Here is an 11,436-nt window from a genome sequence, read left to right on the forward strand (position 1 = left end):
CCCTGACTGATCGTCATGATCGGTGAACTTCACCGGAGACTAAGGCGCTTAAGTTACTGGTGTCAACGGCTTCCGGACCCGAGATTGTTCGGATGCGCGCAGTCGGCCCGGCGCGTGTCAGTCCGCGTCGCCGGGCCTCTCGCCGACCGTGCTCGCCCGGGCCACCAGGGTGGGCACCCGCTCCTCGAAGTCGGCCACCTTCTCCCCCGCCAGGACCTTGAGCAGGCGTTCCGCCACGTCGGCGCCGAAGCCGGCCGGGTCACGGTGCAACGCGGTGAGGGCGGGCTGGAGCACCGTGCAGACGGGCGTGTCCTCCCAGACGACCACCGCGACGTCCTCCGGAATGCGCAGCGCCATCCGCCTGATGGCGCCGACACCGGCGACGGCGAGCACTTCGTTGTCGTAGATCAGCGCGGTCGGCCGCGGATCGCCGCGCAGCATCGACGTGGTCGCACTGTCGCCGGCGCCGGCCGAGAAGTCCGTCGCGTGGCTGCGGCAGTCCGCGATGCCGAGGTCCGCCGACGCGCGCCAGAAGGACTCGATGCGGCGGTGGACGTGGAGCAGGCTGATCGGCCCCGACAGGTAGGCCACCCGCTCGTGACCCGTCTCCTTGAGGTGCCGCATGACGGACGTCATCGCCGCCGCGTCGTCGATGGACACCGACGGGACGACGCCCGCCGGGTCCGGCCCACCCGCGATCAGCGCGGGCAGGCCGAGCTCCACCACGGCCTCGGGCCTCGGGTCGTTGCGCCGCAGGTCAACCAGCACGACACCGTCGACCCGGTTCTCCCGCTTCCACGCGTGATAGACGGCGATCTCCTCGTCGACGGAGTCCACGACCTGCAACAGCAGGGCGTACTTCCGACGGCTCAGCACCGCCTGCATGCCGGTCATCAGCCGGTGGAAGAACAGCTCGGAGCCGACGTCCTGCGCACTGCGCGCGATGACGAGACCGACGGTCGCGGTGCCGGCACCGGTCAGCGCGCGGGCCGCGTGGTGCGGCGCCCAGTCGAGCTCCTTGGCCGCCTGCAGCACCCGCTGCCGGGTGGCCTCGGACACGCCGGGCTTCCCGTTGAGCGCGAAGGAAGCGGCGGCCTCCGAGATGCCTACGCGGTCGGCGATGTCGCGCAGAGTGGGACGGCGCGCATCGGATCCCATATGAAGCCCCATCTGGTCGCGGGGCGCTCATCGTGGCCCCGGCGCCCCAGAGTGTCGTTGCCCGGCAACTTTAGCGCTTAAGTCGCGTCGTGTCGGTTACATCCGGGCTCATTGTCACCCCACAGGGACAGTCCTCCACCTGATCAACGCCCATTCCACGCCTGCGCAGAGAGCCTCCGAACTCGTTTCGCAGGTTCCCGTCACACAGCCAGGTCCAACGGAGAGAGGGACAGGTGGCACATCCGATCCACCGCCAGGCAACGGGAGCCGACGGCACCCCGGCGGGCGCCTACGATCCGTCCGGTGCGAGGGCGGAGCGACCTCGGTCGGGCCTCAGGTCGTGATGTAGGGCATCTCGTCGATGACGAGGTCGCAGTCGCTGGGGAACTTGTACCAGCCGCTCTTCTCGTGCTCCCACCGGGACTTGAAGGAGACGTTGAAGTCGCACTGGATGTAGCCCTCGTAGACGGCCAGCGGCGGAACGTACATCGCGTCCACGTCCACGCCCCCGTCACCCACCGTCTTCCCCACCGGAACCTCCGCCGTCTCCTCGCAGTCGTTCCTGTCGGTGTACGCGTGGTCCTCGGCGTCCGCGCCCCAGGCGGTGCACACCAGAATCGAGTGGGCGCCGACCTGCCCACCGGTGTCGTTCTCCACGGTCCCGCACAGCGGCACCGGCCACCACCACGGATCGACACACCCCGACGCCGACGCCGGTGCCGCCGTCAGCGTCACCGCGCCGCCGGCCACCACGGCGACAGCCATTCCCCGAGCGATCCACTTCCGGCCGCGCATGGTCCGTCCCCTCATGACCCACTCCGTTCCCCGTGCCGATTCCCCGGGCCGACACGCTCCCCCGTGGGTCGCGTCCAACGACCCGCGATCCACGGTAGACAGCCGTCCCCGTCCAAAGAACGCGGAGCATCAGCCCCTCCCCTTACGGGAGTTGCGTGGAGTACCGCACACCGCGCGCACATGCCGTGGGCCACACGGCGCCCGCTTCCCCCACCGGCCTCACACGTCGGCGTATGGGGTCGCTCGTCCGGCCGGCCGGTCTCGCCGGCTCCCCGACGGGACGTCCGCACTCTGGCCGGAACCGGCGGGCGGGTCATCGGTGGGCGGTCATCGGTGGGCGACTCGCCGCCTGCCGGAAACCCGCCGCGGAGCGCACGCCGGGTTCGAGGCGACCAGGGCGCCTTCAGAGTCGCCGCCGCTCACGTGAGCAGGCGCGCAGCGCCTCCGCTGGGGTCCCGCCGCGTCGGGCGCGAGACGTATGCCGCTGGGACCTGAGGCGTGCTATCCGCGTTCCCTGCTGACGTAGGCGTCGAGCGGCGAGAGGCCGTCCAGGTCGATCTGGACCCCGTGCAGCGCGTCCGAGTACAGGAACGTGCGCAGTGATACGTGGCCGGGCACCGCGGACCGGGAGGCGGAACAGGTCGTAGGTGCCGTCGCCCGCGCCCGCGTAGCAGTCGGAGACGTCCACGTTGAGGAGGGCGACCTGGAAACAGGCCCGTTCCAGTGCGATGCCGACGACCTTCGCACGTTTCTCGTCCGCGGCCGTCGCGAAGGCGAGGGGGCCCGGTCCACGGTTCGGGGTGAGATCCGCAAGGACCTCGCCCACGGCGCCGAGTGGCAGCCGCTGCCTCCGACCGGCACCCGCGGCCCACCCCACCACCGGTCCCCCGGACCGCCCGCCGGTCGCCTCGTGTCCTCACGGCTGGTCCGACGGGACTCAACCGCAACTGCCGTTCCTGCGCGGAGGCGCCCATGGCCAGCTCCCGATCCGACCGGTTCCGCCCGTTCGAACCGCTCACGCCCAGCGTTCCGCCACGCGGTGGTGACGCAACAGGCCCGATGTCCCCTACTGCCCGCCTCCGACCTGGCCGTCCGGACACGGAGTGCATCCACCACCGGCCAACTCCCGCGCTGGTCAGGCGACTTGGCCTGCCACCCCGCCCCTGGTCACCGTATTCTGCAGTGACACGGAACATCTTGAGCGACGGGGGAGCGCGGATGGAACAGGCCGGTCTGCCACCCTTCCTCCACCAGTCGGCCGCCGCGTCCGGAAGCGCGCGGATCCTCCAGGCGGGCGGCGATCTCCAGGTCACCGAGGTCCACCACCATCCGTCGGGCATGGAGTCCATCGTCCTGGTGGAGCGGGTCCTGCCGACCGCCGAAGCGGTCGCGGAGGTCTTCGTCGGCCGGGACGCCGAGGTGGACTCGGTCCTGGGCGTGCTGGATCCGGCACACGACCAGTCCGGAACGGTGGTGGTGTCGGCGGTCGCCGGCCTGGCCGGGGTGGGCAAGACGGCGCTCGCCAGGACCGGGGCGGCGGAGGCCGTGGCCCGCGGCTGGTTCCCCGGCGGCGCCGTCTTCGTGGATCTCAACGGGTACGCGGCCGATCCGTCCCAGCGGCTGCTGCCCCGCCAGACGTTCGGGCCGTTGCTGCACGCTCTCACCGGGGGCGGAACGGCCGACACCGTCGCCCCGGGGCAACTGGCCGTCCGGTACCACCAGTTGCTGGACGACCTCGCCGCACGCGAACGCTGCGTGCTGCTCGTGCTGGACAACGCCTCCGCCACCGACCAGCTCGCCGATCTGCTGCCGCGCTCCCGCAGACACCGCGTCGTCGTCACGTCGCGACACACCCTGGCTGTGCGCGGCTCCCGCTCCCTCGACCTGCGGACACTGACTGGCGCCTCCTCCCTCGCCCTGGTTACGCGCCGGCTGGAGCAGCTCTCCGCCTGGGACTCCCGGATCCACGACGACCCGGAAGGCGCGCGGCGGCTGTGCGAGCTGTGCGGACATCTGCCGCTGGCGCTGCACATCGTGACGGCGCTGCTGGCGGGCTCCCCAGGCCTGGCACCGGGCGAGCTGGCCGACGAACTCGCCGGGGCGCACAGCAGGCTCGATCTCCTGGACGACGGCGAGCGGGCGGTCCGCGCAGCCTTCGACCTCTCGTACCGGCGGCTGAGCTACGACCAGGCTCGGCTCTTCCGGATCCTGCCGGTCAATCCGGGACCGCACTTCGGCATCGAAAGCGCCGCGCGGCTCCTGGGCGTGCTCACCCACCAGGCACGCCCGCTGCTGCGTGAGCTGGCCCGGGCCCACATGATCGAGCACGTCGGCGCGGGCGCCTGGCGCCAGCACGACCTCATCCGCGACTACGCCATCGAGCTCCTGGGGGCCCACGGGGACGACCAGCGACAGCCCGCCGAAGCTCTGTTGCTCCACTACGCGGTGAGAGCTGAGGACTTTGGTGGCGCGCTGCGGGCGTCCCACCGCGACGGTTTCCCCTCCGACGAATCCGTACGCGACGCCCTGGCCTGGTTCCACCAGGAACAGGCGAACCTGCGGGCGGCCATCGCGATGGGGGTGACGTTCGGCGACGCCGAGGCCGCCTTGCGGGTCCTCGCGGCCCTGGCTGAGCTTCACCGCCACCGAGGCCAGTGGGCCGAGTTCGTCGACGTCTGCCGACGCATGCTCGCCGTGGCCCGGGACGACGCGGACACCTCGCCGTGGGCATTGCTGAGCCGTGCCTGGGACCTGGGGGCACTGCTCCGCGCGCGCGGCCACGACGCCGTGGCGGGACGGCTGCTCGACATCGACGGCGAAGCCCTGCGGGTGGCGGTCGGCGCGAGAGATCAGATGCGGATCGAGACCTTGATGCGGTACGCCCTGCAAGCTGCTCGCGACGCCCTGTCCTGCCTGGAGGGCCGCGAACAGCTTCAGGGGCTTCCCCTGTTGCACGAGATCTGTCGTGTGGCAGCGGCGACGGGCCTGGACAACCCCGTCGTGACCGAGGCCGTACGGGAGTGCCTCCGGCTGTGCCGCGCGCACGGCGACGACCGCATGGAAGCACTGACGCACATGGTGAAGGCGCGGTACTGGCTCAGCAGAGACCGCATCGTGGCCGCCCTGGACCGACTCGAATCCGCCGTGGAGCCGCTGGAGCGGTCCGCCGACGTCGATGCCCCCGACTGGGTGGACACCTGCCGTCTGCTGGCCGCAGGCGCCGTCGAGGCGGCGGAGCTGGCGCTCGCCATCGCGTACCGCCTCAAGCGCCCGGCCGACCATCTGCGGCGGGCCGCTGACCTGTCCGCGACGGTATGGCGGCAGCTGCGCGACACCTCCGGCGCGGCGGCCGCCCTGAGCTATTTCGCGGAGGCCCACCACCGTGCCGGGTACTACGAAGAGGCGATTCGTCGGTATGACGAGGCCGTCGGCCAGTACGAAAGCCTGGGTGAGAGGCTGCAGCTGGGCCGCACTCTCGTGAACCTGGCTGCCGCGCGCACCAAACTGGGCCGTCACGAACAGTCCGTAGCTCCACTGGAACGGGCCGCGGCCGTCTTCGCCACGGAGCCAGACGCCGACGCGGAGTGGCGGACCCTGGACATGCTGGCGCGCGCTCTCGGTCGCCTGGGGCGCCCCGCCGAGGCGGTCCCCGCCGCCGAACGAGCCGTCCGCCGGGCCACCGCCGCGGACCTGGAGGAGGGCCGGGTCACGGCGACCGTCACGCTGGCGCTGATGCTCCGCAAGGCCCGCCACCCCCAGAAGTCCCGCGCGGCCGTGCGGGACGTCCTGCGGATCATGGAGAAGGCCGCCGATCCCGACGCTCACCGGGCCTCGTACCACCGGTTGCGAGGCCTCGGCCTGGCGGAGTGACGCGGCACCGCTGACGCGTCCGCCAGATGGCAGCGAGGACACCCAGCGTCCACCGATCGAGACCCCAGGAAACCCCCGGCGGCTGGTACGGCGCCACTGGGTCAACTGGGTCACCAGTTTCCGGCAGGCGTTCGGTGAGCGGCCAGACCGGTTCGTGGACTGTCCCGGCCGCACGCCCCGTCGTCGCGGTCGTCACCAAGCACATCCCGGGCCACGAACACCGAAGCTCAACACCCTTGTGGCATCGGCACATTGACCCCATCCTGCGCGCTCAGGACGTATCCTGCGATCGGGTCGCCTCGGCTCAGCGAGCGCGGCACGGACACGGACACGGGGTGGACCATGGACCCGAACACAGTGGCGCAGCTGGCAGGCTCGGCGATGGTAGCCGCCATGACCACCGACGCGTGGCAGCAGACACGCGGCGCGGTGACGGCGCTGTGGCGCCGGGTGCGCCCCGAACAGGCGGACGCCGTATCGGGTGAACTGACGGCCCTGCGCACGATGGTCACAGGTGAGGACGGGGAGCGCGCTGCAGCGGCGCTCACCGAGCTGTGGCAGCTACGCCTGCACGAACTGCTACTCGCTGACAGTCGACACACCGAGGAACTCACCCAGGAACTGCACGAGTTGACGGAAGCGCTTCGCGCCGCCGCGCCGGCCGCACCGCGCGTCGGCTCGGTGCGGATGGAGGCCCGCGCCACCGGGCACGGCCGCGTCTACCAGTCGGGTGGAGACATGCACGTCAACCAGGAGGGCTGACCGCCGCCACCTCCCTGCACCAGCCGGGCGACATGCCGGTCTCCCTGCGGATGGCCCGGCTGAACCCCGTTGCGACGGGAATCCCCCAGCGTGCGCCGATCGCGTGCACGAGGATGTGCCGGAGCCCCCGGATCGGCGAGATCCTGGCCCACCCTGGCGAGGCGCTGTTGGGCATGCAGACACTCTCCCAACCTCGGGCACGGCTGGTCAGCCCTCACTACGGCTTCGTTCACTTCCAGGGGTTCTGGCTCAAGTTTTGTCGCGGGTGACGCTCTGTCATTGCTGGATCTCGAACAGCGGGATGGACAGTGATGGCGGAGCAAGGACTGCCCGAAGGCGGTCGAGGTTGGCTCGCCACTGCTTCCAGTCTTCCGGGTCGACCCAGTTCGAGGCTGGCCCGGCCGCATCGCTGATGACGCGAGCGAGGGCCTCGGCCGCGAGCATCCGGAGAACGTCAGGGAAGGCGGGCATGGGCTCTTTAGGGCCGTAAGATGTGTCGATCGAGTCGCCACCAGGGCATTGCACCGCCATCACTGCGGCTGCGGCGACCGCTTCTTCCCCTTCGACCAGCCAGCCGGTGGCATCGTCGGTGCGCGTGAGGACGCCACGGATCAGTGCCACGCGTTCCTCGGGTTTGGCGTCGTCGAGAGCGTTGGCGAAGTCCGCGGCCGTGTCGTTGTCGAACGAGCCGGTGTCCCAGGTGCCCATGTTGATCTCCTCGTGTAGTCGCGCCGGGATCTTCGCATCAGTCGCTGACACTGCGATCACGGTGCGAGCAGTGCACGCTTCCGCAGAAGGGCGGTGGTTCAGCCCTTGCGCCTGCGGCGCGCTGCGATCAGTACGACCGCGCCGCATCCCGCCAACAACAGAGCGGTGAGGAGGAAGCGCCAGGATTCGGTCCCTGTGGAGGGCAAGGCGGGCTGCCCGTGGTGGGGAGGCCTGGTCGTCGGGAAGACGGGGCTGGCGGTGGGTGTCGGACTCGTCGTGGGAACAGGCTCGTCCGTTGAAGTAGGTGTCGGAGTGGGGGTCGTGGGCGATGGCGTGGGCGAAGGCGCGTTCTCGATGACCTGGATGGTGACTGTGCCGGTGTCGCAAAGTTGCGGTGCGCCGTTGTCGCAGGCAGCGACAGTGAACGTGTCGGTGCCGATGAAGCCGTCGTTGGGGGTGTAGACGAAATGCCCGGTGTCGTCGACCGTGACTGTGCCGTTGGCCGGCGGGCGGGCGAGGCTGACCGTTACCGGATCACCGTCCGGGTCGCTGATGGCCACCTCTCCGGCAACGGGCGTGTTCTCAGTCGTGGTGGCGGTGGTGTCGTCCACAACGGGAGGCCGGTTCGGGTTGGCCGGGGTGACGACGGTGGTGACCCGGGCCGCGTCCGCGGTTCCGTCGTTGTTGGCGGGATCGGAATCGGTTGCGGTGGTGGTGCCGGAGACGGTGTCGGTGAGTGTGCCGGAGTCCGGGGCTGTGCCGGTGAGCGTGAACTGGACGGAGTCTCCCGCCGCGAGGTCCCCGACGTCCCAGGTGACGGTGGTGCCGGAGACGGTGCCACCGTCGGAGGCAGTGACAGCCGTGAGCTCTGGGGGAAGGTCGTCCTGGACGATGACCGCGGTGGCAGTGTCTGGGCCCGAGTTGGAAACCGTGACGAGATAGCTGACCTGGCCGCCTGCGGGAACCGAAAGTGGGCCTGCCTTGGTGACCGACAGATCAGCGGTGCCCTGCAGCCGCGCGTCGGCACAGCCAGCGGGCACGAAGTCCGGGTCGACGCTCACCGCCGTTCGGATCACGTTCTCCGCGGTCCCCGAGGAGAAGTCGAAAACGCTGCCGGTGACAGGGGTGGTGTCGTAGAAGGAGATGGGGTCGCTGCTGGAGTCTCCGGTGAAGGTTCCGGTGTTCTCGGTCTGGCCGGTGAACCGGAATCCACCGAAGCCCGTGACTGTGGCGTCGTTGTGAAAACTCGAGCCGCTGATCACTCCGTCGGCGGTCTGACGGATGCTGCCGGCCCCGATGTTGCCCAGCCAGTCGGCGAGGGTGATGACACCACTGTTGGTAAGCGTGGCGCCGTTCCCCCAGGTTCCGTCGACACTCAGGAGGCACTGGTTGTCCACTACCGCGGTGGAACTCGTTTCATTGATCGACCCGTTGACCGCGAGGGTGCCGCGGTTCTCGATCCTGCCGGCGAGGATGGCAGAACCAGTGGTCAGCGTGCCGTCGTTGGTGACCGTGCTGCCGGAAGCCACATTGATTGCGCCGACGGATACAGCACCCTCGTTGCGGAGCACACTGCCAGAGTTGAGCGCGACACCACCCTGCAGGGTTAGGGTCGCGCCGGACTCATTTTTCAGGGTCAGGGTACCGGCCGCGTTGAGGCTCTCAATCCGGGTCGTCCCCGCGTTCTCGATCGTGAAGCCGCTCGCGACCGGGATGTTGGGCAGCGTCGCGCTGCCCTGCACCGCCAGCGTTCCTGCCGGATTGTTGGCCCAGGCAGGTGTGAAGGTCGCGCTGTCGGCCACGCACAGGACCGCCCCTGCAGGCAGCGCGGACAGGCCGCCGGTGTACTCGCCGCCTGCCAGCAGCACGGTCTCCCCCGCCGCGAGGCTGATCAGCTCAGAGGATCCCCCACTGATCGTGCGGGTAGGGGCGGCGCAGGCGGACTCATAATCGGCGCGGGCAAGAGGCTGAGGAGCCACAGAAAGCATCACAGCCGTCAGTGCCAACACTACGGACAGCCGCATGCAGCACTCCCTGTCATTTGGCGGGAACAGAGACGGAATAATTCAACGCTAATACGTAAATGGTCTATCTCTATTCAGGCGCGCCCTGGCCGAGGGCTTATGCGCGGTCAAAGGCGGAGCCTGCGCAACGGGCCTCGACCGGCCGACTGGTCACTGAAGTGAGTATTTCCCGGATCGGCCAACTCACGTTCGCGGAAACCACACCTGAGCCGGGGTCGGAAACGACGCGGTCGCGGTGTCGCAGAAGAACCGCGGCACCGTTACCTTCACCGCGACCGAAGTCATCGCGAGAAGGCGGAACGCACGATCTGCGCATCCACCAGAACGGCGCCGGGGCCCGCAAAAAGGGGCTCCGGCCGCTGAGTCCGCCGACCACGCGATCGGACGATCGCGTGGCGGGTTGACCACGAAGGTCCGTCTGGCTGCTGACAGCCGCTGTCGTCCGGCGCGGACGTGGGCGGTGTCGAGCACGACGCGGGTGACGTCCAAGAGGCCGGCATCATCGGGGTGCTGGAGCACGGCCTCGCGCAGTCGGCCCCAAACACCGGCTCTCGACCAGATCAGGAACCGCCGCTGCGCGGTCGACTTCGAGATCCCGAAGTAGGTTCGGGGTGTAGTCAACTATTCTGCTGCCGCTGAGACTTGGGGGGCCGGTGGACGAGCAGGACAGAGCCAGGGCCGAGGCGGAGAAAACCACTCCGGCCATGAGGGACACCGCGACGGCGCAGGAACTGGCCGCGTACCAACGCCGTGGCACGCGCACGCTCGCCACCGGCACGATCATCCTCTGGCTCACCGTGGCCCTGAAGGTCGCCGGCGTCTTCGACGGCGGGGGTTTCTGGGTCGCCTGCGCCGTGCCGCTCACGAGCGGCGTCATCCTCACGCGCAACGCCCACCACATGAGCCGGGTCCTGCGCGTCCACCCCTGGACCCGGTGTCCCGCGCACGTACGGCGCCGGAGGTTCGGCGGGCCCCTGGTCACCCTGCACATGCCGGCCTCCGACCGGCCGCTCAACCTCAAGTGCACGCTCGTCGACTCCCGGGCGCTGACGTCCGACGGCCCCTTGTGGTGGTCCGGCACCCCCGAGCGCGGCGGCGTCGTCCGCGTCCCGGGCACCACCGCCCTCGTCCGGGCCTGCCCGGCGCAGCGGCGCGGGCGCCCCGTCTTCCGCTGGCTCCTGATGCTCGGCCTGATCGCGGGGTGCCTCGGCATCGCCGGCTCGGCAGCCTCGGAGGACAATCCGCTCGTCGAACTGAGCGTCGTCAAGGCTTCGACATTCCCCGGGGAACCCTGCATGGTGCGCCTCAAGGACCCGTTCACCGGCGACCACCGCACCAGCGCGTTCCTCTGCTCGGAAGGCCACGTAGCGCGGCATCCGACGGCCGAGTGGGGCGCGCTCGTCTCGTACGGGCCGTTCAAGGGCGACCTCTACAACCCCTACCTGGAGTACCCGACTGCCTCCGACGTGGACGACAGCCTCCTCCTGGCGGGCGGCCTGCTCGCCCTCGTCGGCTCCGTCGGCGGCGCGCACACCCTGTACCGCCGGCGCCACCTGCTGACGGCCGCGCCCCCGCCCGGCACCGGGCAAGCCGCACACCGCTGAACACCCCCTGGCATCCGCCCCGCTGTCCGCATGAGTTCATACACAACGCAAGCCCAGCGCAACGCCCGGCGGTGACCTGTCAGCAGCAGGACGCCGAAGACCCGGGCCAGGGCCGCCGACCTCCACGCGAGGGTGTCGGCTCCGCCGTACACGAGCCGCGCACGCTGTCATCGCAGGCACCGCCTCATGGTGGCGCTCGCCTCCGCGGACACCGTACTCATCAGCGCCACGGGTCAGGACGCGTCCGCATGGGAACGCAGCCGCTGGCGGTAGCGCAGAGACGACTGTCCGGCCCCCGTCACCGACAACCTGTCCTCCCCCAACAGCCTGTGAACCCGGACCTGGCCGGAGGACCATCCCCGCATCCGTCACACCTTCATCCCTGTCGGCACCTGCTGGCTCAACCTGCAGGAAGGCTGGTCACTACCGTCGGGACAGGCCTGCCGACCGAACTGTCCGCGGGTGAGGCCGCCCGCGAGAGGCATCGCCTTCGTGCCGCTCCTCACGGCAGCAGG

Annotated in this window: 7 protein-coding genes and 2 pseudogenes; 4 read left to right on the top strand and 5 right to left on the bottom strand. The window is 70.0% G+C overall.

Annotation, left to right across the window (positions count from 1 at the left end; genetic code table 11):
* Window positions 1-117: 117 nt before the first annotated feature.
* Together M4J07_RS16750 and M4J07_RS16755 are read right to left on the bottom strand one after the other, a co-directional pair.
* A complete protein-coding gene (locus tag M4J07_RS16750; protein WP_255972625.1) occupies window positions 118-1,158 on the bottom strand; it encodes a LacI family DNA-binding transcriptional regulator in 1,041 nt (346 codons plus the stop codon).
* A gap of 333 nt (window positions 1,159-1,491) precedes the next feature.
* Window positions 1,492-1,923, bottom strand: coding sequence for a hypothetical protein (locus M4J07_RS16755; RefSeq protein ID WP_255972627.1), 432 nt, complete (start codon window positions 1,921-1,923; stop codon window positions 1,492-1,494).
* A 1,248-nt stretch (window positions 1,924-3,171) separates the two neighbouring features.
* Here M4J07_RS16755 and M4J07_RS16760 point away from each other — a divergent pair.
* Complete coding sequence (locus M4J07_RS16760; RefSeq protein ID WP_255972629.1) at window positions 3,172-5,823, top strand: ATP-binding protein; 2,652 nt, start codon at window positions 3,172-3,174, stop codon at window positions 5,821-5,823.
* Between the two features lie 393 nt (window positions 5,824-6,216).
* Window positions 6,217-6,585 (top strand): hypothetical protein, encoded by a 369-nt coding sequence (locus M4J07_RS16765; RefSeq protein ID WP_255972631.1) that lies wholly within the window; start codon window positions 6,217-6,219, stop codon window positions 6,583-6,585.
* A gap of 276 nt (window positions 6,586-6,861) precedes the next feature.
* Here M4J07_RS16765 and M4J07_RS16770 read toward each other — a convergent pair whose 3' ends face one another.
* On the bottom strand, window positions 6,862-7,293 hold the full coding sequence (locus tag M4J07_RS16770) for a DUF4259 domain-containing protein (protein ID WP_255972632.1): 432 nt from the start codon (window positions 7,291-7,293) through the stop codon (window positions 6,862-6,864).
* Between the two features lie 98 nt (window positions 7,294-7,391).
* Window positions 7,392-9,317: an Ig-like domain-containing protein gene (locus M4J07_RS16775; protein WP_255972634.1), complete on the bottom strand. Its 1,926-nt coding sequence runs from the start codon at window positions 9,315-9,317 to the stop codon at window positions 7,392-7,394.
* A 311-nt stretch (window positions 9,318-9,628) separates the two neighbouring features.
* On the opposite strand from M4J07_RS16775, the pseudogene M4J07_RS16780 reads away from it, so the two are divergent.
* Window positions 9,629-9,762 (top strand): annotated as a pseudogene (locus tag M4J07_RS16780) (IS5/IS1182 family transposase); the annotation flags it as partial.
* On the opposite strand, the pseudogene M4J07_RS16785 reads toward M4J07_RS16780, so the two are convergent.
* Window positions 9,762-9,917 (bottom strand): annotated as a pseudogene (locus tag M4J07_RS16785) (IS5/IS1182 family transposase); the annotation flags it as partial. The pseudogenes M4J07_RS16780 and M4J07_RS16785 overlap by 1 nt on opposite strands.
* 104 nt (window positions 9,918-10,021) lie before the next feature.
* Between M4J07_RS16785 and M4J07_RS16790 the strand changes: the two are divergent.
* On the top strand, window positions 10,022-10,921 hold the full coding sequence (locus M4J07_RS16790; protein ID WP_255972636.1) for a hypothetical protein: 900 nt from the start codon (window positions 10,022-10,024) through the stop codon (window positions 10,919-10,921).
* The last annotated feature ends 515 nt before the right edge of the window (window positions 10,922-11,436 follow it).

This window comes from Streptomyces longispororuber (assembly GCF_024448165.1).
Classification (GTDB): Bacteria; Actinomycetota; Actinomycetes; order Streptomycetales; family Streptomycetaceae; genus Streptomyces; species Streptomyces longispororuber_A.

Coding starts and splice junctions, on each gene's coding strand:
- M4J07_RS16755 (WP_255972627.1), bottom strand. CDS start 1,923: ATGGCTGTCGCCGTGGTGGCCGGCGGCGCGGTGACGCTGACGGCGGCA.
- M4J07_RS16790 (WP_255972636.1), top strand. CDS start 10,022: ATGAGGGACACCGCGACGGCGCAGGAACTGGCCGCGTACCAACGCCGT.
- M4J07_RS16760 (WP_255972629.1), top strand. CDS start 3,172: ATGGAACAGGCCGGTCTGCCACCCTTCCTCCACCAGTCGGCCGCCGCG.
- M4J07_RS16770 (WP_255972632.1), bottom strand. CDS start 7,293: ATGGGCACCTGGGACACCGGCTCGTTCGACAACGACACGGCCGCGGAC.
- M4J07_RS16775 (WP_255972634.1), bottom strand. CDS start 9,317: ATGCGGCTGTCCGTAGTGTTGGCACTGACGGCTGTGATGCTTTCTGTG.
- M4J07_RS16765 (WP_255972631.1), top strand. CDS start 6,217: ATGACCACCGACGCGTGGCAGCAGACACGCGGCGCGGTGACGGCGCTG.
- M4J07_RS16750 (WP_255972625.1), bottom strand. CDS start 1,158: ATGGGATCCGATGCGCGCCGTCCCACTCTGCGCGACATCGCCGACCGC.